The organism is Brevibacterium sp. Mu109, from assembly GCF_900169375.1.
Lineage (GTDB): Bacteria > Actinomycetota > Actinomycetes > Actinomycetales > Brevibacteriaceae > Brevibacterium > Brevibacterium yomogidense_A.
This window is the reverse complement of sequence record NZ_FXZF01000007.1, coordinates 97,799-123,535: the sequence shown is the minus strand read 5'-3', so window position 1 is coordinate 123,535 and position 25,737 is coordinate 97,799. Positions and strand designations below refer to the sequence as shown.

The following is a 25,737-nucleotide window of genomic DNA, read 5'->3' as shown; positions in this document are numbered from 1 at the left end:
ACATGATCCGCAGAACGACCGCGCGCACCACTGCCGCAGTCCGTCGCGCCTGGATAGGGTGGGAGCGACCCGTATCCGTTGGAAGGGACCGCTCATGCCCACTCTCGCTCACACCCTCATCAACGACGCCGATCCCACCGCGCCCCTCCTGATCCTCGGACCCTCGCTCGGCACGCACGGCTCGCAGTGGGCGGGCGTGGCCTACCGCCTCGCGGACGACTACCGCGTCGTGACCGTCGACCTCCCCGGCCACGGCCAGAGCCAGCGCATGCCGAACGTGACCATCGACGACCTCGCCGATGAGATTGTCGCCATCGCGGATTCATACGGCGCGAAGACCTTCGGCTTCGCAGGGGTGTCGATCTCCGGCGCGATCGCCCTCACCCTGGCCCTGCGCGCCCCCGACCGTCTGCGCGGAGTCGCCGCGCTGTGCACCGGAGCCTTCTTCGGGGGAGCAGAGCGCTGGGATGAGAGGATCCGCGAGGTGCGCGAGGCCGGAAGTCTCCGCCCGCTCGTCCCGGACACGGCCGGTCGCTGGTTCGCCGCGGGCTTCCTCGATGAGGACGACTCGTCGGGCCCCATCGTCCTCGAACAGCTCGCGCAGACGGATCCGGAGGGGTACATCGACTGCTGCGGTGCGCTGGCCCGCTACGACATCCGCTCCCGAGTCGGCGAGATCACCACCCCGGTGCTCTTCCTCGCCGGTTCCCAGGACCCGGGGAACACGCCCGAGGCGATGCGCGAGCTCCACGAGCAGGTCGACGGCTCCCGCTTCGCGGTCGTGCCGGATTCTGCACACCTGCCGCTCGTGGAGCACCCGGATCTCGTCTCCGACCACCTGATGGAGTTCTTCGCGTCCTCCGACGACTGACGCCGGTCCTGCGGGCCGCTTTCGTTCTGACACTCGACCTGACACCCGCTGCGGCCCGCACTTGACCTGACACCCACTGCGGGCCGCCGCACCTGACCCTCGCAGCTGACCCCCGCAGCCGACCCCCGCAGCGAGCCCCCGCGGCTGACTCTCGCCGCTGACCGTCCATGCTGATCCGACCCTCGCAGTCTGCCCCCGGATTGCGTAGGCTGACCGCCGCACACCCCGCGCCCCGGGCCGGCGATCAGCCTTGGTCTGTCTCGCCGGCAACGGGGCCTCGTCCGACGGCACGACGGCGCGATGGCAAGACGCCAAGACGGCAAGGAGACCGACGATGGCTGGCACACAACGGCGGCCCGACCCCACAACCCGCACTGCGGCCAGTTCCGGCAGGCCCCGGTACACGGCAGGCAGCGCGGACGGTCGGATCATCTCGCCCGGCTTCAAAGAACCGGGGCTCCCGAAGAGGACGATGACGATCCGCTGGGCCGGGTTCGCCGCCGGCCTCGTCGCCGCTCTCCTCATGTTCACCGTGCTGCCGGGGTCCATGGCTCCCGAGGCGAAGGTCACCGCCGCCACCGCCGCACTCATGGGCATCTGGTGGATGACCGAGGCGATCCCCATTCCCGCCACCGCTCTCGTCCCGCTGGTGGTCTTCCCGATCTTCAACGGCGTCGACCTGTCCGAGGTGGGCGGCAGCTACGGCGCGGACACGATCTTCCTCTTCATGGGCGGGTTCCTCATCGCGCTGTCCATGCAGAAGTGGAACCTCCACCGCCGGATCGCGCTGTTCGTCCTGCGCGTGATGGGCGATCGCACGAACCTCATGATCGCCGGGTTCATGATCTCCACCGGCTTCCTCTCCATGTGGGTGTCGAACACGGCGACCGCTGTGCTCATGCTCCCGATCGGCCTGTCCGTGCTGCTGCTCGTCAACGAGACGATGGAGCGCTCCGGCGACGTGGGCTCTCTTGCGGCGGAGGGGGAGACGGCGGCAGACGGCTCGAAGGCGAAGTCCGGCGCAGACGCTGGGAGCACAGACGCTGGGACCGCAAGCACCGGGACCGCAGACACAGACACCGCAGCCTCTGACACCGCAGACACCGGAACCGCCGAACCCGACAACAGCTCGGGATCCTCGATCAAGAGCTCGGTCCTCCAGTCGAAGTTCGGCACGTCGCTCATGCTCGCGATCGCCTACTCCGCGTCGATCGGGTCGCTCGGCACGATCATCGGCACTCCGCCCAACACGTTCCTCGTCGGCTACCTCCAGGACAACCACGGCATCTCGATCGGCTTCGGCCAGTGGATGCTCGTGGGCGTGCCCATCGCCGTAGTCATGATGATCGTCGCGTGGTTCCTCCTCACACAGGTGTTCTTCCGCCCGGAGGTCAAGCGGATCCCCGGTGGCCGGAAACTCGTCGAGGACGAGCTCGCGAAGCTGGGTCCCATGTCCAGGCCCGAATGGATGGTCCTCACCGTCTTCGTGCTCGCCGCGCTGTCGTGGATCCTCATCCCCACGATCTTCGACCCGGCGCCCATCTCCGATGCGGGCATCGCGATGACGGTCGGGCTTCTCCTGTTCATCCTCCCGGCGGGAGCCGAGCGGGGCGTGCGCCTGCTCGACTGGGACACAGCCGTCGACATGCCGTGGGGCGTCCTCCTGCTGTTCGGCGGCGGACTCGCGCTGTCGGGCCAGTTCACCAGCTCGGGTCTCACCGAATCGATCGGCAACGCGGTGGAGGGCTTCTCCGGCATCCCGATCATCGTCCTCGTCGCTGTGCTGGCGTTCGCGATCCTCTTCCTCACGGAGATCACGTCCAACACCGCGACCGCGGCCACGTTCATCCCGGTCGTCGGCGGCGTGGCGCTGGGCATCGGCGCGGACCCGCTGATCCTGACGGTTCCGGTCGCGCTCGCAGCCACCTGCGCGTTCATGCTGCCGGTCGCCACCCCGCCCAACGCCGTGGCGTTCGGATCCGGCTACGTGACCATCGGACAGATGGTGAAGGGTGGGTTCTGGATCAACATGATCTCCCTCGTCGTCATCACTCTGGCCACAATGACGCTCGCAGTCGCGGTCTTCGGCATCGTGTACTGAGCCGTCCGCCTGACGGTCACCCCGTGCCTCGCGCCCCGGGCGGTGGGTACGGTGACGGGGGCGCTCGGACGCCCGCGGCTTCCGCACCGGCCACGGCACATCGAGCGCTCCCGTCACGTATCCGCCGACCCCTGGAGCTCCCGTCCCATGACACAGTCGACTGCCGTTCCGGCTCCGTCCGCGGGCTCCGTGCCCCGCCTGTTCGAGCCCATCACCCTGCGCAGCCTCACGGTGAAGAACCGAGTCTGGCTGCCGCCGATGTGCCAGTACTCGTGTTTCGCGGGCGACGGCGTCCCCACCGACTGGCACCTCGTGCACCTGGGCGCTCGCGCGCAGGGCGGGTTCGGCCTCGTCATCGCGGAGGCGTCCGCAGTGGATCCCGACGGCCGGATCTCCCCGAACGACGCGGGCATCTGGAACGACGAGCAGGCCGAGGCATGGCAGCGCGTCGTCGACTTCGTCCACTCGCAGGACGCTGCCATCGCGATCCAGCTGGCCCACGCCGGCCGCAAGGCCAGCACGCACCCCAACTTCTACGGCGGCCCCAAGGGCGTCATCGCCCAGGCCGACGGCGGCTGGCAGCCGATCGCACCCAGCGCTGAGCAGTACCCGGGCCTCGCGACCCCCACAGAGATGACGACTGACGACATCGCCGAGGTCGTCGACGCCTTCGCAGCCGGCGCCCGCCGAGCCGTGGCCGCCGGCTTCGACGCCGTGGAGCTCCACGGGGCGCACGGCTACCTCCTCCACTCGTTCCTGTCGCCGCTCTCGAACCACCGTACGGACGAGTACGGAGGCGACTTCGAGGGCCGCACCCGCCTGGTGCGCGAGGTTTACGCCGCCGTCCGCGAAGCGGTGGGGGAGGACATGCCCGTCTTCGTCCGGCTGTCCGCCTCGGAATGGCCGGAGGACGACTGGGAGGACCAGGGCTTCGACGTCGAGCAGGCCGCCGAGCTGTCCGCGTTGCTCACCGCCGAGGGCTGCGACCTCATCGACGTCTCATCGTCCGGCAACGTGCCGGCGAACATCCCGGTGGGGCCCGGATACCAGGTGCCGCTGGCCGGTGAGATCGCCGCGACGGGCGCCACCACGGGAGCAGTCGGACTTCTGACCGAGGCGACCCAGGCGGAGCAGGTGCTGGTGTCCGGTGACGCGGACGTCGTCTTCATCGGCCGAGCCGCACTGCGGGACCCCGCGTGGCCGCAGCGCGCCGCGTTCGATCTGGGCATGGACTGGCGCGAGGCTCCCTACCCCGCCCAGTACACACGAGGCGCCTTCCGCGCGAGCCACTGAGGCGCACTGGTGGTCGCCCTGGCGGCGTCGCGCCGGGGCGGGCTGCGCCAGCCGTCCATCCGCTCGCATCGAGTGAGTGCAACCTGGTCCACCCGAGCGCTGGAATGGACCAGGTTGTACTCACTCGCCGAGGCCTCGGCGGGATCCGGGGTCAGGGTCCCCTCGGGTCGGGCCGCGCTTGGTTGCGTCTTCCGACGAGAAGGCGGCTGGTGCGCCGGAACCGTCTGCCGCCGAGGCCCCGGCCGGTGAGCCGGAACTGTCCGTCGCCGAACCCTCCGCCGCCGAGGCCCCGGTTGGGTCGGTGCCCTTCCCCCGACTCAGCTCCAGGCCGATGACCCCAACAATGATGAGCGCGAGGAAGGCGATCTTGGCCGGGCCGAACGGTTCGCCCTCGATCCCCGACCAGATCGCGGTGACGGAGGCTCCGACCCCCACCCAGATGGCGTAGGCGGTCCCCATGGGGATGACCTTCATCGCCCGCTGCAGGCCCCAGACGGAACCGGTCAGTCCCAGCAGGAAGACGATCGCATTGACGGGGTCGAGAATGTCCGACAGGGCGTGCGCCCAGACGGCTTCCAGCGAGCCGGACAGGATGAGCAGGATCCAATGCATGTCAGCTCACCGCCTGGAGGCCGACGACCCCGGTCAGCAGGATCGCAGCGAAGACCGCGCGGATCCAGGTGAGCGACTCCTCGCGGCGGTGGATCGCGAAGGCGAGAGTCGTGATGGCGCCGATCCCCACCCACACGGCGTAGCCGGTGCCCACCGGGATGGTGCCCAGTGCGAGGGCGAGGCCGCCCATGGAGATGGTCGTCCCCACGAGGAACAGGACGATGCGTCTGCGCATCCGCAGGTGGCCGGCGGCGAGCGCGTAGGCCCACATGGTCTCGAACGCGCCGGAGCAGATCAGCACGGCCCACGCGAGGGCGGGCGGAAGGACAAGGGACACGAGTTTCCTCCTGCGGCCGTCTTGTCGCGAGTGCGGGTACGGCTCCCTCGTCCGCCGGCGGGGTCCTCCGCCTGCACAGGACGGTAGCAAACGCCTAGGGTGATGGCATGGACATCTCGACGCGCGAATTCTCAGGGTTCACCATCCGATCCATCTCCGTCTCGGAGATGCAGAATAACGTCTACCTGGTCACCGCTGAGGGAGCCGACTCCCATGTGCTGGTCGACGCCGCGGATGACCTCCCCGCGATCCAGGAGCTCATCAGCGCTGCCGGCGGGGGAGAGGTCGACGCGATCCTCACGACGCACCGGCACTGGGACCACGTCCGCGCGCTCAAGGACGCCGCCCAGACACTCACGGAGCGCACGATCGCGGGCGTCGACGACGCAGAGGCGATCACGGAGGAATCAGGCGCTCCCATCGCAGAGACGGTGGCGAACGAGGACGTCCTGGTCGTGGGCGGGCTGTCCTTCGCCTGCGTCGCGCTGCGCGGCCACACTCCCGGCTCCATCGCGTTCGTCCTCTCGGATGAGGACGGTCAGGACGTGATCCTCTCCGGCGACTCGCTCTTCCCCGGCGGTCCCGGCAAGACCTGGTCGGACGAGGACTTCGACTCCCTCATGGACGACCTCGAGGAGCGCGTCTTCGGCCGCTTCGCCGACGAGGCGCAGGTGCTGCCCGGCCACGGTGACGGGACCACCCTGGGTGCGGAGCGCCCCCACCTCGCGGAATGGCGCGCTCGCCGCTGGTGAGGCGAGCCGGCTGGACTCACGCCGCCCCGCCGCTCACAGCGCCGCGCTGAACCCCAGACCCCACAGCGCCCACACGGCGGTGAGCGCGCAGAGGGCGATCGGCAGGGCGCGGACCTCCGTGATGACCTCCCCGCTGCCACCGGTCCCCGCTGGGGAGTCGGCCTGGAGCCAGACCCGCTGGGCTGCTTCGAGACGTTCGATCTCCGAGGGCGTGTGCTCCTCGACGACGCCGCGCGACAGTCCTTCGCGACGTGCGCGTCGGCCGGAGTTCGGCAGCGCCCACACGCCGATCTTCTTGCCCGAGTCGGTCTCGAGGGTGACGCCCAGACGGCGGTCGATGTCCACGATGCGTGCGAAGGGCACGTCGTAGGTCCGCACGATGTTGATGACGAGCACCCCGTCGGGCCGCAGGGTCGCACGTGGCCTGAGGTAGCAGGTCCACGCCAGGACGGCGATGAACGCCGGCAGGCCCAGCATGCTCACAGCGGCCGTCGCGGGAACCTGCAGGACGATGAGTATCGCGACCACCGCCGCAGCCCCGATCGCGACCCAGCCGATGGTCGCGGCACTGCTCGTCCGCAGATCGAGACTGCCATCCCGACCGCTCTCGCGACCTGTCTGACCTGGGGTTCCACTGCCGCGTCCGGGTGGTGAGGACTCCTGTCCCGAAGTGTGATCGTCGTCATGCTCCATGCGCCCGAGTGTATGTCCATACACGTGTAGTTACGAATGAGTAACGATGGTCTGTGAGCCGCCTCTCAGTGTGTGCTGTGACACATCAGAGTCTTAGAGTTCTATCAATTCATGCCCTGTGCATGAATCGCTCAAGCGAGTGTGAGGAGGGGCCGCAAGGCCCCTTCGAGCCGCTCGGGCGATGACGAACCCACATGACGATCGGGAGACGAAGTGAACAAGCGCTACTTGGGCATCGGTGCCGGCCTCGCAGCTGCGGCCATGGTGCTGTCCGGCTGCACACCCCCTGGCGGCAGCGACGGCGGCGACGGCGGAGGAGAAGGCGGCGGCGAAGGCAGCTCGGTCCTCAACGTCGGCTGGAACGAATCGTTCCGGTCGATGAACACGGAGACCACGAACGGCAACGCCGTGTCCAACTCGATCGTCACCTACCTGATGAACGAGAACTTCAAGTACTACGACGACAACCTCGAGCTGCAGGACGGCAACCTCGGCACCGTGGAGAAGGTCTCCGACGATCCGCTCGAGGTGAAGTACACCTTCGCGGACGACGCGACATGGTCAGACGGCACACCCGTGGATGCGGCGGACATCGTGCTGCACTGGGCCGCGAAGTCGCAGAAGTACAACACGGAGTCCGAGGAGGACGTCGCCGAGGAGCGCGATGACGAGGGTGAGGTCACCGAACAGGACGAGGGCAACGTCTTCTTCGACTCCGCCAGCCCCGGCGCCGCACTGATCGAGGAGTTCCCGGAGATCTCCGAGGACGGCAAGTCGGTCACCTTCGCGTACTCCAGGCCCTTCGCGGACTGGGAGATCGAGCTCGGCCTCGGCGCGGACGGCATCGGCCTGCCGGCGCACATCGTCGCGAAGAAGGCTCTGGGCGAAGAGGATCCGGAGGCCGCGAAGCAGGCCGTGCTGGATGCCTTCGAGAACGAGGATGCCGACGCACTGTCGAAGATCGCGAACACATGGAACACGGGCTTCAACTTCACATCGATGCCCGAAGACACGGATCTCCTCGTCCACAACGGCCCGTACAAGATGACGGACTTCGCGGAGGGCCAGCACCTCACGCTCGAGGCGGATGAGAACTACACCGGTCCGACTGAGGTGGGCGTCGATCAGGTGACCTACCGCATCAACGGCGATCCGATGGCCGCCGTGCAGGCTGTGGAGAACGGTGAGATGGACCTCATCCAGCCCCAGTCGACCGCTGACGTGCTGTCCGCGGCGGAGGAGCTCGAGGGCGTCACGGTCGAGACGGAGGACGGCGCGACCTACGAGCACGTCGACCTGATGTTCGACAACGGCGGTCCCTTCGACCCCGAGTCGTACGGCGGGGATGAGGAGACGGCCAAGCTGGTCCGCCAGGCGTTCCTCAAGACGATCCCGCGCGAGCAGATCCTCGACACCCTCATCACCCCCCTCAACAGTGAGGCGCAGATCCGCAACTCGTACACGATGGTCGCGGGGTCGCCCATGTATGACGGCATCGTCGAGGCCAACGGAATGGCGGAGGCGTTCCCCGGAGCGGACGTCGAGGGCGCGGCTGAGCTGCTCGAGGAGGCAGGCGTCGATTCCCCGACCGTGCGATTCCTGTACGACGACACGAACTCGCGCCGTGAACAGCAGTTCACTCTCATCCAGGAGCAGGCTGAGGAAGCCGGCTTCGAGATCGTCAACGAGGGCGACGTGAACTGGGGATCCCGCATGGGCGACGGGACGTACGACGCCTCGCTGTTCGGCTGGCAGTCGACGTCCACGGGCGTCACCGAATCGGATGCGAACTTCCGGACCGGTCAGCAGAACAACTTCGGCGGCTTCTCGAACGAGGAGGTCGACGGGCTCTACGACGAGCTGCAGACCGAGACGGATCCGGCGAAGCAGGAGGAGATCCTCGCCGAGGTCGAGACGATCCTGGTCGACGAGGCCTTCGGTGTGACGCTGTTCCAGCACCCGGAGCTGACCATCTACAGCGACCGTGTGCAGAACGTCTCCAGCACGACTGTCTCGCCCACGATGTTCTGGAACTACTGGGACTGGCAGGTCAGCTGAGCGCCTGACGGGTCCGCCCGTCGGCTTCTCGGAATGACCGAAACCCCGTGGAATCCTCCGGTGGCGGGGGCGCTGCGATCCAGCGCTCCCGCCATCGGAGTGCCCACCGAAGAGAACCGTGAAGCGAAATGATCAGATTCCTCCTCAGGCGGACTCTTTCGACCGCGCTCGTCCTGCTGGTCGTCACCTTCGTCCTCTACCTGCTCCTCGACTACACCCTCGACTACTTCTTCGATCTGCGGCAGAGCACGGCGCCGAACATCGGCCAGCTGTACGAATCACGGGCGCAGCTGCTGAACCTCGACACACCGGCGGTGGTGAGGTACTTCCAGTGGCTGGCGGGAGCGTCCGGATGCCTCGTCGGCATGTGCGACCTCGGTACCGCGTGGTATTTGGGCCAGGACGTCACCAGCCAGCTGCCCGGCGCGATCGCCAACACCATCAAGCTGGTCACCGCGGCGACCGTCTTCGCCATCCTGATCGGCATCTTCATCGGACTGGTGTCCGCGATCCGGCAGTACTCCGGATTCGACTACTTCATCACCTTCCTCAGCTTCCTCATGTACTCGCTGCCCGTGTTCTGGGTGGCAGTGCTGCTGAAGCAGTACGGCGCCATCGAGTTCAACAACTTCCTGGGCGATCCGGTGGTGGGCTGGGGCACGATCATCACCTTGTCGGTGGTCTCCGGTCTCATCTGGATGGGTGCGCTGGGCGGTGACGGGAAGCGGCGGCTCTACGTGCTCATCGGCGCGACGGCGGTGACGTTCGCAGTCGTCTACTTCATCCTCGCCACCGGGTGGCTGAACAACCCGTCGCTCGGCATCGTCGGCGTCGGACTCACCGGCCTCGCGGCCGCCGTGGTCGTGACATATCTGTCCACCGGCCTCGCGAATCGACGGGCACTCTGGACGTCGCTCGGCGTCGCGGTGGTCGGCATCGGCCTGTACATGCCGCTCCAGAACCTGTTCTGGTACGTCGAGATGTCCTGGCTGTGGATGCTCCTCCTGCTGGCCGTCGCCATCGGCATCGGCCTTGCAGTGGGCCTCGCGTTCCGCGGGCGGGACCCGTGGGTGTCAGCACGCACCGGAGCATTCGTCGCCGTCGTCATGAGCTTCTTCGTCTTCGTCGACCGGATGTTCCAGGGGTGGGGCGACTACAACCGGGAGCCGGCGATCAACGGTCGCCCCATCGCGACGATCGGCGCGCAGACGCCGAACCTGTCCGGTGACTTCTGGATGACCAACCTCGACTCGTTCACCCACCTCCTGCTGCCGTCGATCGCACTCATCCTCATCTCCATCGCGTCCTACACGCGGTACACGCGCGGTTCGATGCTCGAGGTGCTGGGCCAGGACTACATCCGCACGGCCCGCGCCAAGGGACTGCCGGAGCGGACGGTCGTGATGCGGCACGCGCTGCGCAACGCCTTGCTCCCCCTGGCCTCCGTGGTCCCCGTCGACATCATCACGATGATCGGCGGCGCGGTCATCACGGAGACGATCTTCGGATGGGCCGGGATGGGCAAGCTCTTCATCGACTCGATGAATCGCAATGAGCTCGACCCGATCATGGCCTACATCGTCATCACCGGACTGCTGGCAGTCGTGGCGAACCTCGTCGCAGACTTCCTCTATGCAGTCCTCGACCCACGGATTCGGGTGAATGCCTGATGAGCACCACACCTCCCACATCAGTCCCGGATCGTCCGGGAGACCAGCCGTCGCCAGGACAGCCCTCAACAGGCCAGTCGTCGACGGACCAGGCGCCGATGTCGATCGAGAGCCGTGAGACCGAGGGGCTGAGTCAGGGCGCGATCGTCCGGCGCAAGTTCTTCGGCCACAAGGGTGCGATGGCGGGCATGATCGTGCTCGCCGCGATCGCCGTCTTCGCGTACTCCGCGCAGGGCTTCGGCCCGATCCCGGGCTGGTGGATCCACAACCACACCAGCTCCGGACCGATCGTGAACCCCGCCGGAGCTCCGACCTGGTCGCTCGCCGATCCGTTCGCGTTCGGCCAGCACCCGTTCGGCCAGGACACCATCGGCCGTGACAATTTCGCCCGCGTCATGAAGGGCGTCCAGATATCCCTCATGGTCATGGTGATCATCGGCGTCGTCGCCCTGGTGCTCGGCACCGTGATCGGTGCCCTCGCCGGCTACTACCGCGGCAGGGTCGACGCCTTCCTCATGCGGGTCACGGACGGATTCATCATCCTGCCGACCATCGTCGTCGGATCGATCCTCGGCAAGCTCGTGAGCGGTCCGAACTTCTCCCTGTTCGGCCTGTCGTCGGCCACCTACATGGCACCGGCGCTGGCCGTCGTCCTGGGCGCGATCCTCTGGACCAGCCTCGCGCGCCTGGTCCGCGGCGAGTTCCTCGCACTGCGCGAACGCGAGTTCGTCGATTCGGCCCGCGTCGCCGGCGCCGGCGACTTCCGGATCATCACCAAGCACATGCTGCCCAACACGATGGGCGTCATCATCGTGAACACCACGCTGCTCATGAGCCAGGCGATCGTGCTCGAGGCGGCACTGAGCTTCCTCGGATTCGGCATCCGCGCACCGCAGGTGTCCCTGGGCCAGCTCATCAACGAGTACCAGTCGGCCTTCGCCTCGCGTCCCTGGCTGTTCTGGTGGGCGGGCCTCTTCATCATCCTCATCGCGCTGTGCGTGAACTTCATCGGCGACGGACTGCGCGACGCGTTCGATCCGCGCATGAAGACCGTGCCGTCGCTGCGGAAGATGAATCGTGCCGAACGTCGCGCAGGTCGCGGCGGCACCCAGCAGAAGACCGCTGCGCAGTCGACCACCACTGCGACGGCGCCGAGGCCGGACACGGACGCGCGTGCGTCCGGACCGGACTCGGGAGACACAGGGGACGAACCGGGCAGCACAGGAAAGGGGGCGAGCCACTGATGGCGACACAGCGTGAGACGCAGCAGGAGGAACCGCTGCAGAAGGACGTGATCCTCTCCGTGCGCGATCTGGGGGTGCGCTTCTGGGTCAACGACGAATGGATGACCGCTGCGGAGGGCCTCACGTACGACGTGCGCAAGGGCGAGGTCCTGGCGATCGTGGGCGAGTCCGGTTCGGGCAAGTCGCAGTCGTCGATGTCGCTCATGGGACTGGTGCCGAAGAACGGCAGGGCGAGCGGTTCCGCGCAGCTCGACGGGCGCGAGCTCATCGGCATGCGCGAGGACCAGATGCAGAAGGTCCGGGGCAACGACATCTCCGTGATCTTCCAGGAGCCGATGACTGCCCTCAACCCCGTCTACACGGCCGGGTTCCAGATTTCCGAGACCCTGCGCGTGCACAACGTCATGGGCCCGCGCGAGGCGAAGGCGGAGGCCCTGCGACTCCTGCGCCTGGTCGAGATGCCGGACCCGGAGGAGCGCTACGACTCGTTCCCGCACCAGCTGTCCGGCGGCCAGCGGCAGCGCGTCATGATCGCACAGGCGCTCGCGTGCGAACCGCGCCTGCTCATCGCAGACGAGCCGACCACCGCGCTGGACGTCACGGTCCAGGCGGAGATCCTCAAGCTCATGCGGGACCTGCGGGAGAAGGTCGACGCCGGCATCATCCTCATCACGCACGATATGGGCGTGGTCGCGGACATGGCCGACCGCATCCTCGTCATGAAGCAGGGTCGGGTCGTCGAGGAGGGCACCGCCACCCAGATCTTCACCGACCCGCAGCACGACTACACGAAGCAGCTGCTGGCGGCCGTGCCGCACCTGGGGTCGCGCTCCGAGGAGCGGGCCTTCGGTTCCGGCGCGGACAACCTGGAGTACGTCGACGACCTCGCAGCGATCCCGCTCGATTCGAATGATACGTACGAGCATCCGGGCGGTCGGATACAGATCGACAATGCCGCGCTGAAGCTGGCGGGAGCGACGGTCGAGTACCCATCCGTCGGCCGGAAGAAGGCCTTCCAGGCGGCCAAGCGGATCGACCTGCAGATCGCTCCGGGCGAGGTGGTGGGCCTCGTGGGGGAGTCGGGCTCCGGCAAGACGACGATCGGCCGCGCGGCAGTGGGGCTCATCCCCGTCGTCGAGGGCTCGCTGACCGTCGGCGGTGTGGAGATCGCGGGCAAGACCAACAAGCAGCTGCGCGACGTCCGCAAGACCGTGGGGTTCGTGTTCCAGGACCCCGGCTCGTCGCTCAACCCGCGCCTGCCGGTGGGGGAGTCGATCGGCGAGCCGATGTTCCTCCACGAGGGTCTCAAGGGCCCTGCCCTCAGCAGCAGGGTCGAGGAGCTGCTGGACTCGGTGGAGCTGCCGAGCTCGATGCGCAACCGGTACCCGCACGAGTTCTCCGGCGGACAGCGACAGCGGATCGGCATCGCCCGCGCACTCGCGCTCAAGCCGCGCCTGCTCATCGCGGATGAGCCGACCTCGGCACTGGACGTATCCGTTCAGGACAAGGTACTCGCGCTCTTCAGGAACCTGCAGGAGGAGTACGGGTTCGCGTGCCTGTTCATCAGCCACGACCTCGCGGTCGTGGAGATGGTCGCGAGCCGCATCGCCGTCATGCGGCACGGCCACCTGCTCGAGGTCGGACCGTCGGCCGATGTCGTGGCGGCACCGCGCCATCCGTACACCCAGAGGCTGCTGGCCGCCGTCCCCGTGCCGGACCCGGCCGAGCAGCGCCGTCGGCGCGAGGCGCGTGACGCGCTGCTCGTCTCCGGTTCGGAGGACCTCGCCGGCTGAGGAGGAAAGCACCGACGAACGTGCTCGTGAGCGCCTCAGCGCCGCCTGTTCCACGCCCCGCGGGGCACCGCAGGCGGGGTTGGGGCGCTCTGGCGCATATAATCGTCTTCGGCGCCCCCGCCAACGAACTCGAAAGCGAGCTTATGACGCTACACTCCTCCCGCCGTTCCGACCGCCGCAACGTCGCCATCGTCGCGCACGTCGACCACGGCAAGACGACTCTGGTCAACGCGATGCTCACTCAGGCCGGCGTGTTCGGCGATCACGGTGACGTCGTCGACCGCGTCATGGACTCCGGCGATCTGGAGAAGGAGAAGGGGATCACGATCCTCGCGAAGAACACCTCCATCTCCTACGCCGGCCCGTCGACGGACGAACCGATCATCATCAACGTCATCGACACCCCCGGCCACGCCGACTTCGGCGGCGAGGTGGAGCGCGGACTGTCGATGGTCGACGGTGTCGTCCTGCTCGTCGATTCCTCCGAGGGCCCCCTCCCGCAGACCCGCTTCGTGCTCCGCAAGGCGCTGGCGGCCCAGAAGCCGGTGATCCTCGTCGTCAACAAGACGGATCGCCCCGACGCCCGCATCGAGTACGTGCTCGACGAGGCGCAGGACCTGCTGCTGGGACTGGCCTCCGACCTCGCGGAAGAGGTCGAGGACTTCGACGCGGACGTCGTCCTCGACGTGCCGGTCGTCTACGCCGCCGCGAAGGCGGGACGGGCCTCGCTCGAACGCCCCGCGGACGGCTCCGTCCCGGACAGCGAGGACCTCGAGCCCCTCTTCAAGACGATCCTCGAGCACATCCCCGCTCCGGCGTACAACGACGACGGCGTGCTCCAGGCACACGTCACGAACCTCGACGCGTCCCCGTTCCTGGGCCGCCTCGCCCTGCTGCGCATCTACGGCGGCACCCTGCACAAGGGCCAGCAGGTCGCCTGGGTGCACTCGGACGGGCAGACCACCACCGCCAAGGTCTCGGAGCTGCTGGAGACCAAGGGGCTGGAGCGCGTTCCGGCGACCCAGGCCTCGGCGGGCGACATCGTCGCGATCGCCGGCATCCCGGAGATCAGCATCGGCGACACGATCACGGACATCGACGATCCCCGCCCCATGCCGGGCATCACGATCGACGACCCGGCGATCTCGATGACGATCGGCATCAACACCTCCCCGCTCGCCGGCCGTGAGAAGGGCACGAAGGTCACCGCCCGTCAGGTGAAGGACCGCCTGGACCAGGAGCTGGTCGGCAACGTCTCGCTGCAGGTGCTGCCCACGGAGCGCCCCGACTCGTGGGAGGTCCAGGGCCGCGGCGAGCTCGCGCTGGCGATCCTCGTCGAGCAGATGCGCCGCGAGGGCTTCGAGCTCACCGTCGGCAAGCCGCAGGTCGTCACCCGCATGGTCGACGGCAAGGTGCATGAGCCGATGGAGCACATGACCATCGACGTGCCGGAAGAGCACCTGGGCGCCGTCACGCAGCTCATGGCCTCCCGCAAGGGCTCCATGGAGACGATGGCGAACCACGGCACCGGCTGGGTCCGGATGGAGTTCAAGGTGCCGGCGCGCGGCCTCATCGGCTTCCGCACGCGCTTCCTCACGGAGACGCGCGGCACCGGCATCGCGAACTCGCTGTCCGCGGGCACGGCGCCCTGGGCGGGCTCGATCGAGTTCCGCACCGCCGGATCGCTCGTGGCCGACCGCGCGGGCGTCGTCACGCCGTTCGCGATGATCAACCTGCAGGAGCGGGGCTCGTTCTTCGTCCAGCCCACCTCCGAGGTGTACGAGGGCCAGATCGTCGGGGAGAACTCCCGCTCCGACGACATGGACGTGAACATCACGAAGGAGAAGAAGCTCACGAACATGCGTGCCGCTTCGTCCGACACGTTCGAGAACCTCGTCCCGCCGCGCACCCTCACACTGGAGGAGAGCCTCGAGTTCGCCAACCAGGACGAGTGCGTCGAGGTCACCCCGGGCACGGTGCGCATCCGCAAGGTCATCCTGGACCAGAAGGAACGCCAGAAGTCCCAGTCGCGCATGCGCAAGAACGATTCCTGAGGAGACGTCCGACAACCCGATGGAAGCCACTGTCCTCTTCGTCCATGCCCATCCCGATGACGAATCGATCGCGACCGGGGGGACGCTAGCCCACCTGGTGCGCGCGGGCGCCCGGGTCGTCGTCCTCACGGCGACCCGGGGCGAGGGCGGCGAGGTGATCGGCGAGCAGCTCGCCCACCTCGCCGGCGACAGGCAGGGCCTGGCCGCTCATCGCGAAGGCGAGCTCGCCGCCGCGATGCGGGCCGTCGGGGTCACGGACCATCGCTTCCTCGGCAGCACCGATCCCGAGGCGCGGGCCGGCTTCCCGGCCCGCCGCTTCGAGGATTCCGGCATGGTCTGGGGCGAGGACGGGCACGCCCACGCCCCGGCCACCATGCCGGACGCGGCACTCTGCGCCGCGGACCCGGACGACGTGGCCCGCCGGATCGCCGCCGTCGTCGCGGAGCTGGATCCCCACCTCGTGATCACCTACGGCGCGGAGGGCGGCTACGGCCACCCCGACCATCGCCGCTGCCACGACGCGAGCGTGAAGGCCCTGCGGCTGGGCGGCGAGGAGCGATCCGTGCGGACCCGCCTGCTCACGCTCGCGAACCCGCCCGAGGCCGTCGCCCGCACCTTCGATGCGCAGGCGCCCGGCTTCGACCTGACCGGTTTCGCACCCGCCGAGGCCCCCTCCACCATCGCGGACGACGTCCCCGTCGCCGTGGCCCAGGACGTCGAGGACGACCTGGGCGCCAAAGCGATGGCGATGGCCGCGCACGCCACCCAGGTCACCGTCGCGGGCGAGTTCTTCGCACTGTCGAACGGGATCGGCCAGCGGATCGGGACGACCGAATACTTCGCGCTGTCCGACTTCGGCCGCAGCGCGGATGCACCCGCACGCGCCCTGCCGGACGGCACCGTCGAGGATGTGCTCCTCCTGGCTCCCGAACGGCCCGCCGGTCACTCCGGATCGGGCATGGCCGTCGGGGGACCTGCCGGTGAGGACGGCGGCTACGGCTGGGGGAGCGCGGCAGCGGCCTCGGGTGCGGCGGCCGCAGGAGTCGGGACGGCTGCAGGGGCCGGGACAGTCGCGGCAGCGGCCGATGCCGGATCTGCGGGAGTCGGGACGGCCTCGGCGGGGGCATCCGGTGTCCCTGTGCAGGGGGAGAGGCGACGGGATCGTCGGCGCAGCGCGGACGCGAGCTGGCCCGCGACGCTGGGCGGCTGCCTCCACGCGCTGATCGTGGGACTCGTCGTCGGCGTCCTGGGATCCTTCCAGCACCTCAACGCGTTCGTCGTCACGATCGCGGGCGCACCCGTCATCGTGCCGTGGGGGCTGGCGCTCGCGCTGCTGCTCACGATCCTCGCGCTGTGGCACGTGTCCGCGCTCTATCGCAGCACGATCGTCACGGTGGTGCTCGCCGCGGTCGTCTCCGCACTCGCGTTCGCCTTCGCCCAGCCGCAGCTGTGGCCCGGTGAGGACCTCATCGTGACCGGATCGCTGCGATCCCTCGTGTGGCTGTTCGCGCCGATGGTGCTGGCGGCCGTCATCGTGTTCCTGGTCCCGTCGCGGGCGGCGCAGAAGGCGGAGCAGAAGACGTCGCAGTCATAACCTTCGCGTTGCATTGTGGGTGCGGACTGTGGTCGGGAGCCGGTGGTGTCCGTAGCCTGTAGTACATTTCCTCGTGATCCTGGACGGACCTGATTCCGTCGTACCACCGGGAAGGGCAGGGTGCGTCGTATGGCAGAAGTGAGCACGAAGGACCGGAAGAAGCCGTGGACACTCATCATCGTGTCCGCGGTCGTCTTCGTGCTCGCAGCGGCCTACGTCGTGGTCGCCGCGATCCAGTCCACATCGACCCCGTCCGGGGCGACCTCGATGGGGGTCGACATCGGCGGGATGTCCCGTGAGGATGCCGCGGCGACACTGACCGATGGCGTCGGGGGTCGGCTCGCGGAGCCCGTCGGCGTGGTCGCCGGGGAATCGACCGCGGAGTTCGACCCGGAGGACGCCGGGCTGGGCGTCGACATCGAGGCGACGGTCGATTCTGCCGTCGGCTTCTCCCTGGACCCCCGTGTCATGTGGCACCGGGCGTTCGGCGAGGAGGACATCGATCCGGTCCTCACGATCGAGGATGCGGCACTCGCCCCCATCGTCGAGGAGACCGCGGCGGATCTGTCGCAGAAGCCCGTCGACGCGCAGCTCGGATACGACGAGGACGGTGCCGCCGTCGTGACGGAGGGCGAGAACGGCACCGTCGTGGAAGCCAGCGTGCTGCGGTCCGCGATCGAGGACCAGTGGCTGCGCAGCGACGACGGCGTGATCGTCGATCCTGCGGACAAGGAGCCGCGCATCACGACCGATGACGCGAAGCAGGTGCGCACCGACCTCGCGGAGCCCGCGGTGTCGGACGACGTCACCGTGAGCGCTGAGGAGCCGGAGGGTGATACCCACGACCTCACGGTGTCCCCGGAGACGATCGCTCAGACGCTCACATTCGACGGTGAGGACGGCACTCTGCGGCCGGTCTTCGACTCTGAGGCCCTGCGTGAGGCGGTCTTCGACGAGAACCCGGACGTGGGGGCCTCCCCGAAGGACGCGAGCTTCGAGGTGGACGGTGATGACCTGACGGTCGTCCCCGCGGAATCCGGGCTGAGCGTCGATGAGGAGGAGTTCGTCGACGTCATCACCACGGCGATGACGGAGGAGACGGCTGAGGACCGCACGGGCTCGATCGACATGGAGGAGGTCGAACCGGAGTTCACGACCGAGGATGCGGAGGACGCGGACTTCTCCGACACGGTGTCGGACTTCTCCACGTCGTACTCGTCGGAGCCTGCGAGGGACACGAACCTGCGGGTCTCCACAGAGGCGGTGAGCGGCACCGTGGTGCTGCCGGGAGAGCAGTTCTCCCTCAACGAGACACTGGGGCAGCGCACCGCCGCGAACGGGTACGAGCAGGCGGGCGTCATCTCCGAGGGGCAGATGACGAAGGACTTCGGCGGTGGGATCTCACAGGTGTCGACCACCCTGTTCAACGCGGCGTTCTTCGCGGGCTTCGACCTCGATGAGCATCAGGCGCACTCCCGGTACATCGACCGCTACCCGGAGGGTCGGGAGACGACGCTCGACTGGTCCTCGATCGACCTGAAGTTCACCAATAACTCGGACACTCCGGTGATCCTCGACATGGGCCTGTCCGACGGCGAGGTCCACGCCCGCGTGCTCGGCGAGAAGACGGTGGATGTCGAAGCAGATGCCTCCGGACGCTTCGCCCAGACCTCGCCCGGCACCGTGCGGGAATCGGGATCCGACTGCACCCCGCAGTCGCCGAAGCCGGGCTGGTCGATCACCATCTATCGGACGATCAAGGACGCCGCCAGCGGGTCCGTCGTCTCCGAGGACGACTTCACGACGACGTATCGGCCCGTCAACCGGGTGATCTGCGAGGGCTGAGCTCAGCGGCGGGCGAACCAGGCGCGCTGCGCGACTGCCGCCCCCAGCGATTCGAAGAGTGCGATGGAGGCGGTGTTGTCCGACTCGACCTCCGCCAGGAACGATCGCACTCCACGACCGGCCGCCGTCGCGATGGCGGCGCGGACGATCGCGCGACCGGCACCTCGGCGGCGGAGCGCGGGCTGCGTGACGAGGTTCGTCACGACGGCCCAGCGGCTGACCTCGACGAGCCGGCAGGCGCTCACGGGGGAGCGGGAGCCGTCGGGGTGGTGCGCCCAGGCCGTGAGGAACTGCACCTGCTCGGCGGAGGTCAGCAGGCGGCGGAACGCCTCGTGTCCCTCATGGTCAGCGGGGTAGCCGAGTGCGGCGAGATAGTCCGCTGACGGTGAGTCCGAGACCTCGATGGTGAGGCCCGGCAGAGCGACGTCGGCGGCCCGCGTGGCGCCGGCCGCGGCCTCGCGCGTCGCTCCGGTGAGCAGGAGGGTCGGCGGCATGGCCTCGTAGCCGCGCTCCCGCAGCAGCGGCCCCAGTTCTGCGCACGCGGGAGTCAGCGCGGAGGAGGCGTCGGCCGAATAGATCTGGACCATGGGGCGGGCGTCGCGCGACGTGTACCAGTTCTCCACGGCGTCCAGGGCCTGCGCGGCGGGCATCCCCGGATCGTCCAGCGGCAGCGTCGAGTTCGCCCTCTTCGACGGGGCCGCGGGCTCGGAGCGCAGCAGCCAGCCGGTCTGCACGAAGTCCGTGGCCCCCTCGGCTTCCGCACGGACGTTGTCGCTGTGCAGCCACGTGCTCTCCGGCGGCAACCATGCGGCCGCGGAGATCCGGCGGAGGTCCACCGCGGACACGACCTCGTGGGGCAGACCGGTGCGCACGGGCGCAGGCGGGACCTCGTGCGCCAGCAGGATCGCGTCCCGCTGGACCACCGTGGAGCCGCGCTTCGTCCGCACCGTGACGGTGTCGTCCGTCACATCCTCGACGGTCCCCAGTGCATCCGTCGCGCTCTCGCCGTCGCGATACCGGAGGACGACGCGGATACCGGGGCGCAGCTGCATGTGTGACCTCTGCTTCGTTCGGGCGGTCGGGGCGACCGGGGGCGGGACCTTCCCACTCTAAGGGGAGTACCCTGGAGGCGGAGTTGATCCTCAGCCCTAGGAGAAATGACAGTGACGTACGTCATCGCGCAGCCGTGTGTGGACCTCAAGGACAAGGCGTGCATTGACGAATGCCCGGTGGACTGCATCTATGAGGGCGAACGCAGCCTCTACATCCACCCGGACGAATGTGTGGACTGCGGCGCGTGCGAACCGGTCTGCCCGGTCGAAGCGATCTACTACGAGGACGATGTCCCCGAGGAATGGGCGGAGTACTACAACGCCAACGTCGACTTCTTCGACGACCTCGGCTCGCCGGGCGGTGCCGCGAAGCTCGGCAACACCGGCACGGACCACCCGCTGATCGCCGCGCTGCCCCCGCAGTCGCACGACTGAGCCCGCAGACATGACCGCTGACTTCGGCTCATTCGGCCTTGCCCTGCCCGGTTACCCGTGGGACAGCCTCACGCCCTACCGGGAGACCGCTGCCACGCACCCCGGCGGCGTCTGCGATCTGTCGATCGGGACGCCGGTGGATCCCACCCCGGAGGTCGTGCGTCGAGCACTCGCCGATGCCGCTGACTGGCCCGGGTACCCGACCACCGTCGGCACCGATGCGCTGCGTGAGTCGATCGCCTCGTGGTACCTCCGCGTGTTCGCCGCGACCGTGGACCCGGCCACCGAGGTCCTGCCGCTGGTCGGGTCGAAGGAGGCCGTCGCCTGGCTGCCCACCCTGCTGGGCCTGCGCGGTCTCGGACTGGCGGTGGCGCATCCCGCTGCCGCCTACCCGACGTACGCGATGGGTGCGACGCTCGCCCAGGTCGACTCCCGGGTGCTCGATGTCGATGATGTCCTGGCAGGCGCCTCGCTGGACGGCGTGGGCCTGCTCTGGATCAATTCGCCCGGCAATCCGACCGGCAGGGTGCTCGATGCGGACAAGCTGCGAGCGGTCGTGTCGATCGCGCGCGACGCGGGCGTGATCGTGGCCTCCGACGAGTGCTACGCCCGACTCGGATGGGAGGGCGCGGACACCGCCCCCGGCATCCTCGATCCCCGTGTCGTCGGCGACGATCACACCGGTGTGCTCTCCGTGTACTCGCTGTCCAAGCAGTCGAACCTCGCGGGGTACCGTGCGGCGTTCCTCGCGGGCGACGCGGATCTGGTGGCGAACCTCACGACGTCCCGCAAGCATGCGGGGATGATCGTGCCCGGTCCCGTGCAGGCCGCGATGATCGCAGCGCTGGACGACGAGGACCACGTGACGGCGCAGAAGGAGCTCTACCGCGCCCGGCGCGACGTGCTGCGTCCGGCGGTCGAGGCGTTCGGTGCCCGGATCGACCATTCGGAGGCCGGGCTCTACCTCTGGGTGACGCGCGATGAGGACTGCTGGGAGACGATCGGCGCACTGGCCGATCTGGGGATCATCGCGGGTCCCGGTGCCTTCTACGGCGATGCCGGCGCCCGTCACGTGCGGATCGCGCTCACAGCCTCGGACGAGGCGATCCAGGCGGCCGCAGCCCGGCTGTGCGACGCCGCCTGAGCGCGTTTTCAGCCCCCTCGCGGGCGTATTGTACATGGTGAGATAGGGATTTCATCTGCCGTACACAGTTCGGCTAGTCTGCATGGGACTTTGAAAGCACTCACAGCCACCGCTGAACTCTGAAGACGAGAGGTGCCCGCATGACGAAGGATGCAGTGCTTCGCACTGGCGACCACGAGCTGGAACTCGACCTCGTCGAATCCGCTGAGGGGAACGAGGGCCTCCGCATCGGCAACCTCCTCAAGGAGACCGGGCAGGTCACGTATGATCCGGGCTTCGCGAACACGGCTTCGCTGTCGTCGGCCATCACCTACATCGACGGTGACGAGGGAATCCTCCGCTACCGCGGGTACGACATCGCGGAGCTGACGGAGAAGTCCACGTTCGTCGAGGTGTCCTATCTGCTGATCTACGGTGAGCTGCCCACGCCGCAGCAGCTGGCGGAGTTCGACGGGCGTCTGCGCGAGCACACGCTCCTGCACGAAGACATGCGCCGCTTCTTCCAGGCCTTCCCGTACGACGCGCATCCCATGCCGATGGTGTCGTCCGCGATCGCCGCGATGTCGACGTTCTACCAGGACAGCCTCTCGATCACCGATGAGGCGCAGATCGACATCTCCACTGCACGCCTGCTGGCGAAGATGCCGACGATCGCAGCGTTCGCCCACCGCCACGCGGAGGGTGTCCCGGTCGTGTTCCCGGACAACAGCCTGGGGCTCGTGGAGAACTTCCTCCGCGTGAACTTCGGGTTCCCGTCCGAGAAGTACGAGGTCGATCCGCTCGCCCTCAAGGCGCTGGATCAGCTGTTCATCCTGCACGCGGACCACGAGCAGAACTGCTCGACGTCCACGGTCCGCCTGGTCGGTTCGTCGCAGGCGAACATGTACCAGTCGATCTCCGCAGGGATCCACGCCCTCGCCGGTCCGCTGCACGGCGGCGCGAACTCCGCGGTGCTGGAGATGCTGGAGGAGATCCAGGCATCGGACGACGGGCCGAAGAAGTTCATGGAGCGGGTGAAGAACAAGGAGGACGGAGTCCGTCTCATGGGCTTCGGTCACCGCGTCTACAAGAACTACGACCCGCGTGCCACGATCATCAAGAAGACGGCCGACGAGGTGCTGGAGAAGCTGGGCGGCAACGACGAGATGCTGCAGCTGGCGAAGGACCTCGAGGAGATCGCGCTCGCGGACGACTACTTCGTCGAGCGCAAGCTCTACCCGAACGTCGACTTCTACACGGGCCTCATCTACAAGGCCCTGGGCTTCCCGACGAACATGTTCACCGTGCTGTTCGCCGTGGGCCGTCTGCCCGGCTGGATCGCGCAGTGGCGCGAGGGCGTGAAGGATGCGGAGACGAGGATCGGCCGCCCGCGCCAGATCTACACCGGTGCACCGCAGCGTCTCTACACCCCGGCAGAGGACCGCTGAAGCGGAGGCCTCTTCGTCGCTGAGCCTCTGAGCCACCGAGCCTCTGAAACCTCACATGAGGCATCCCCTCGAGTGAGTGCAAACCGGCCCCTTCCATGCGTGGATGGGGCCGGTTTGCACTCACTCGTCGTCGTTGGGAGTGTTCAGTGGGCCGCCGGGATGCGGCTGGGGTCGAGGCGCCGGGCCGACACGCCCTGACCCTCACCTCGGTCCCCTTCCTCACCTCGGTGAGCACCGCCTTCACCTCGCCGGGTCGTCCCTGCCGTAGGTGAGGCGGCGCAGCAGGACCTCGGCGGGGCCGCGCCTGTTCTGCGCGTCGAGAACGATGGCGAGCACGAGCGACAGGACCCACACCGCGACCGCGATCGCGAACGCACCGGTCGTGCCGATGTGCTGCCCGAGCCCGAATCCCCATGCGGTCAGCAGCGGAGCGAAGACGACGGACTGCAGCAGGTAGAAGCTCAGCGAGCGGCGTCCGATGCCCGCGACGGCGCGTCCGATCACCCCGGGCGCAGAGCCGATCCGCAGGGCGAGCAGACCGAACAGCGCCGCATAGCCGATGCCGCCTGCCACACCCGTGACCGCGTTCACTCCGCTGAAGGCCCACGCGATCATCTCCGGCAGCGGGAGGACTCCCGCAAACACGAGCGCATCCGGCAGCGCGCCCACCGCACCGATGAGGATGCCCCACACCGCGATCCGCGCAAGTGTCCTTCTGTGGTCGGCGGGTGCCTCGAGCAGTCCGCGCCGAGCCGCGAGCCAGCCCAGCACGATCGCCAGCGGGAACGTGAGCATGAGCAGCGTGGCAGGTGTCGAGACGAGCCACATGCCGCCCCGTGCCAGGGCCGCAAGGACATAGTTGGACTGACCGGAGAACGCATCCGTCAGAGATCCGCTCTGCGCCGCCATGGACGCTGTGATCTCGTCCTTCACCTCCGGCGGCAGGAGCAGCATGATCGCGGCCATCGCGCCTGCCAGCAGTGCGAACAGTGCGAGCAGACCCGCGAAGACCCACGACACGATCTTCAGCGTCCGATCGGTGCGCCTGAAGAAGATCCCGCCGAGCACCAGCCCCGCGAGCCCGTACGCGCCCAGCACGTCCCCGTTGAAGAGCAGGAGCGCGTGCACGAAGCCGAACACGATCAGCCAGATGTGCCGGCGTACGAGCATCCGTCCGATCGACTGGGCCGGGATCCCTCGCCCTGCACGCGACCGTGCGAACTGGACCATCCCGTAGCCGAACAGGAACGCGAACATCGGATAGATCCGACCGTCCACGAAGATGAGCGACAGCGTCGCGAGCACCGTGTCGACCGGGCCTCCGTCGGTCGGGTGCGCGGAGGACAGCCCCGTCGGGTGGCCCCACAGGTGCCACGACACGTTCGCGATCGCGATGAGCAGCAGCATGAACCCGCGGGCGATGTCCGGCGCGAGCGCCCGCGGCAGCGGAGCGGATCCGGCCTGAGCCTCGGGGTGCTGGTGCTGGTGCTGGTGCGGGTGCTGTGCCTGACCCTCAGGGTTCCGGTGCGGGGGAGGAGGAATGGGCGGCGGGGCGGTGCTCATGGCTCTCGCAGACGTATGGAGGATGCGGATGATGGGACACGTCCGAGGACGTCGCCGCAGGAGGACCCCGGACAGAGGAGAAGGTGGGTCCGTGACGGACCCATCTTCTCATTCACCGGTTGCCGACGAGCCTCACCCTCAACCCAGACTGAGCTGTCAACCCGGGCCGAGCCGTCAGCCCAGACTGAACACTCACCCCAGACCTAACCCTCACCCCAACCCGAACCCTCAGTGCAGGTCGGGGTTGAGCTCGATGCCCTTGTCCGTGCGAGCGTGGGCTTCGACGCCGCCGCTGCGGCCGTTGCGGCGCAGCAGCACGCCGTTCGAACCGGACAGCTCGATCGCCTTCACGACGCGGTCCTCGGCCACGATCGACACGGGGGTGCCGGCGGTGACGTAGAGGCCCGCCTCGACGATGCAGTTGTCGCCCAGGGAGATGCCGATGCCGGAGTTCGCCCCCAGCAGGGTCCCCGCGCCGACCGTGATCTTGAGCGCGTTGCCGCCGGACAGCGTGCCCATGATGGAGGCGCCGCCGCCCACGTCCGTCCCGTCGCCCACGACGACGCCCTGCGAGATGCGTCCCTCGATCATCGCGCTGCCCAGCGTGCCCGCGTTGAAGTTCACGAAGCCCTCGTGCATCACGACGGTGCCCTCGGCCAGGTGCGCACCCAGGCGCACGCGGTCCGCGTCGCCGATCCGCACACCGGACGGCACGACGAAGTCGGTCATGCGGGGGAACTTGTCCACGCCGTACACGGCGACCTGACCGTACTTCGCGGTGAGCTTCGCCCGCACGAGGTCGAAGCCCTCGACCGCGCACGCACCGGCGGACGTCCAGACCACGTTGTTGAGCGAGCCGAACAGGCCGTCGAGGTTCTGCGTGTTCGGCGCGACCAGGCGGTGCGAGAGCGCGTGGAGGCGCAGGTAGCCGTCAGCGGCATCCGCCGGCGGGACGTCCAGGTCGATGACCGTCGTGACGACGTCCGCGGTGGTCCCGCGCAGGTCATCGGCACCGGCGAGCGATTCTAAGACGGCGGAGTCGAACGCGGCCTTCGCCGCCGCCTCGGCGTCGTCCGGGGTGTCCCGGAGGACGGGGGCGGGGTACCAGACGGAGAGGACGGTGCTGTCGTGTGCTGTGCGCAGGCCCACGCCTGCTGCGAATCGTGCTGTCATGAGGCCCAGCCTACCGGTCTCGGACC

The 25,737-nt window shown here is 68.3% G+C and carries 20 protein-coding genes; 14 read left to right on the top strand and 6 right to left on the bottom strand.

Features of this window, described 5'->3' with window-relative positions; translation table 11 throughout:
- The first annotated feature begins 94 nt into the window (after window positions 1-94).
- The 3 genes from BSP109_RS06090 to BSP109_RS06080 all read left to right on the top strand — a co-directional run bounded on the left by BSP109_RS06090 (window position 95) and on the right by BSP109_RS06080 (window position 4,265).
- Window positions 95-871 carry an alpha/beta fold hydrolase gene (locus tag BSP109_RS06090; RefSeq protein ID WP_087008550.1) on the top strand — a complete coding sequence of 259 codons (777 nt, stop codon included), beginning with the start codon at window positions 95-97 and terminating at the stop codon, window positions 869-871.
- 334 nt (window positions 872-1,205) lie between these two features.
- Window positions 1,206-2,972: a DASS family sodium-coupled anion symporter gene (locus BSP109_RS06085; protein WP_257944580.1), complete on the top strand. Its 1,767-nt coding sequence runs from the start codon at window positions 1,206-1,208 to the stop codon at window positions 2,970-2,972.
- Between the two features lie 147 nt (window positions 2,973-3,119).
- Window positions 3,120-4,265 (top strand): NADH:flavin oxidoreductase/NADH oxidase, encoded by a 1,146-nt coding sequence (locus tag BSP109_RS06080; RefSeq protein WP_087008553.1) that lies wholly within the window; start codon window positions 3,120-3,122, stop codon window positions 4,263-4,265.
- A gap of 120 nt (window positions 4,266-4,385) precedes the next feature.
- Here the strand turns inward: BSP109_RS06080 and BSP109_RS17660 are convergent, their stop codons facing one another.
- Together BSP109_RS17660 and BSP109_RS06070 are read right to left on the bottom strand one after the other, a co-directional pair.
- The gene (locus BSP109_RS17660; protein WP_257944579.1) at window positions 4,386-4,877 is read right to left on the bottom strand and encodes a multidrug efflux SMR transporter; all 492 of its coding nucleotides are present in this window, start codon (window positions 4,875-4,877) and stop codon (window positions 4,386-4,388) included.
- Between the two features lies 1 nt (window position 4,878).
- Window positions 4,879-5,214 (bottom strand): multidrug efflux SMR transporter, encoded by a 336-nt coding sequence (locus tag BSP109_RS06070; RefSeq protein ID WP_101599723.1) that lies wholly within the window; start codon window positions 5,212-5,214, stop codon window positions 4,879-4,881.
- A gap of 107 nt (window positions 5,215-5,321) precedes the next feature.
- Between BSP109_RS06070 and BSP109_RS06065 the strand changes: the two genes are divergently transcribed.
- A complete protein-coding gene (locus BSP109_RS06065; protein WP_087008555.1) occupies window positions 5,322-5,966 on the top strand; it encodes an MBL fold metallo-hydrolase in 645 nt (214 codons plus the stop codon).
- Between the two features lie 33 nt (window positions 5,967-5,999).
- On the opposite strand, the gene BSP109_RS06060 is transcribed toward BSP109_RS06065, so the two are convergent.
- Entirely contained in the window at window positions 6,000-6,659 is a 660-nt protein-coding gene (locus tag BSP109_RS06060; RefSeq protein ID WP_101599722.1) for a hypothetical protein, read from the bottom strand.
- 213 nt (window positions 6,660-6,872) lie between these two features.
- Here BSP109_RS06060 and BSP109_RS06055 point away from each other — a divergent pair, with 213 nt between their 5' ends.
- The 7 genes from BSP109_RS06055 (at window position 6,873) to BSP109_RS06025 (ending at window position 18,917) form a co-directional block, all read left to right on the top strand.
- Window positions 6,873-8,717, top strand: coding sequence for an ABC transporter family substrate-binding protein (locus BSP109_RS06055; protein ID WP_101599721.1), 1,845 nt, complete (start codon window positions 6,873-6,875; stop codon window positions 8,715-8,717).
- A 128-nt stretch (window positions 8,718-8,845) separates the two neighbouring features.
- Window positions 8,846-10,387 (top strand): ABC transporter permease, encoded by a 1,542-nt coding sequence (locus BSP109_RS06050; RefSeq protein ID WP_101599720.1) that lies wholly within the window; start codon window positions 8,846-8,848, stop codon window positions 10,385-10,387.
- Window positions 10,388-10,485: 98 nt separating this feature from the next.
- The gene (locus BSP109_RS06045; RefSeq protein WP_101599719.1) at window positions 10,486-11,631 is read left to right on the top strand and encodes an ABC transporter permease; all 1,146 of its coding nucleotides are present in this window, start codon (window positions 10,486-10,488) and stop codon (window positions 11,629-11,631) included.
- Window positions 11,631-13,424: an ABC transporter ATP-binding protein gene (locus tag BSP109_RS06040; protein ID WP_101599718.1), complete on the top strand. Its 1,794-nt coding sequence runs from the start codon at window positions 11,631-11,633 to the stop codon at window positions 13,422-13,424. The genes BSP109_RS06045 and BSP109_RS06040 overlap by 1 nt, the downstream gene beginning before the upstream one ends.
- A 143-nt stretch (window positions 13,425-13,567) precedes the next feature.
- Window positions 13,568-15,478, top strand: coding sequence for a translational GTPase TypA (gene typA / locus BSP109_RS06035; RefSeq protein WP_101599717.1), 1,911 nt, complete (start codon window positions 13,568-13,570; stop codon window positions 15,476-15,478).
- A gap of 19 nt (window positions 15,479-15,497) precedes the next feature.
- A complete protein-coding gene (locus BSP109_RS06030) occupies window positions 15,498-17,072 on the top strand; it encodes a PIG-L family deacetylase (RefSeq protein ID WP_101599716.1) in 1,575 nt (524 codons plus the stop codon).
- 129 nt (window positions 17,073-17,201) lie between these two features.
- The gene (locus BSP109_RS06025; RefSeq protein WP_101599715.1) at window positions 17,202-18,917 is read left to right on the top strand and encodes a VanW family protein; all 1,716 of its coding nucleotides are present in this window, start codon (window positions 17,202-17,204) and stop codon (window positions 18,915-18,917) included.
- 2 nt (window positions 18,918-18,919) lie between these two features.
- On the opposite strand, the gene BSP109_RS06020 is transcribed toward BSP109_RS06025, so the two are convergent.
- The gene (locus BSP109_RS06020; RefSeq protein ID WP_101599714.1) at window positions 18,920-19,969 is read right to left on the bottom strand and encodes a GNAT family N-acetyltransferase; all 1,050 of its coding nucleotides are present in this window, start codon (window positions 19,967-19,969) and stop codon (window positions 18,920-18,922) included.
- A 111-nt stretch (window positions 19,970-20,080) separates the two neighbouring features.
- Here BSP109_RS06020 and fdxA point away from each other — a divergent pair, with 111 nt between their 5' ends.
- From fdxA to BSP109_RS06005, 3 genes are all read left to right on the top strand, one after another.
- Window positions 20,081-20,404, top strand: coding sequence for a ferredoxin (gene fdxA / locus BSP109_RS06015; RefSeq protein ID WP_087008710.1), 324 nt, complete (start codon window positions 20,081-20,083; stop codon window positions 20,402-20,404).
- 10 nt (window positions 20,405-20,414) lie between these two features.
- Window positions 20,415-21,548 carry a succinyldiaminopimelate transaminase gene (gene dapC / locus BSP109_RS06010; RefSeq protein ID WP_101599713.1) on the top strand — a complete coding sequence of 378 codons (1,134 nt, stop codon included), beginning with the start codon at window positions 20,415-20,417 and terminating at the stop codon, window positions 21,546-21,548.
- Between the two features lie 140 nt (window positions 21,549-21,688).
- On the top strand, window positions 21,689-22,975 hold the full coding sequence (locus tag BSP109_RS06005; RefSeq protein WP_101599712.1) for a citrate synthase: 1,287 nt from the start codon (window positions 21,689-21,691) through the stop codon (window positions 22,973-22,975).
- Window positions 22,976-23,215: 240 nt separating this feature from the next.
- On the opposite strand, the gene BSP109_RS06000 is transcribed toward BSP109_RS06005, so the two are convergent.
- The gene (locus BSP109_RS06000; RefSeq protein WP_257944578.1) at window positions 23,216-24,538 is read right to left on the bottom strand and encodes a DUF418 domain-containing protein; all 1,323 of its coding nucleotides are present in this window, start codon (window positions 24,536-24,538) and stop codon (window positions 23,216-23,218) included.
- Between the two features lie 228 nt (window positions 24,539-24,766).
- Entirely contained in the window at window positions 24,767-25,711 is a 945-nt protein-coding gene (gene dapD / locus BSP109_RS05995) for a 2,3,4,5-tetrahydropyridine-2,6-dicarboxylate N-succinyltransferase (RefSeq protein ID WP_087008577.1), read from the bottom strand.
- Between the last annotated feature and the right edge of the window lie 26 nt (window positions 25,712-25,737).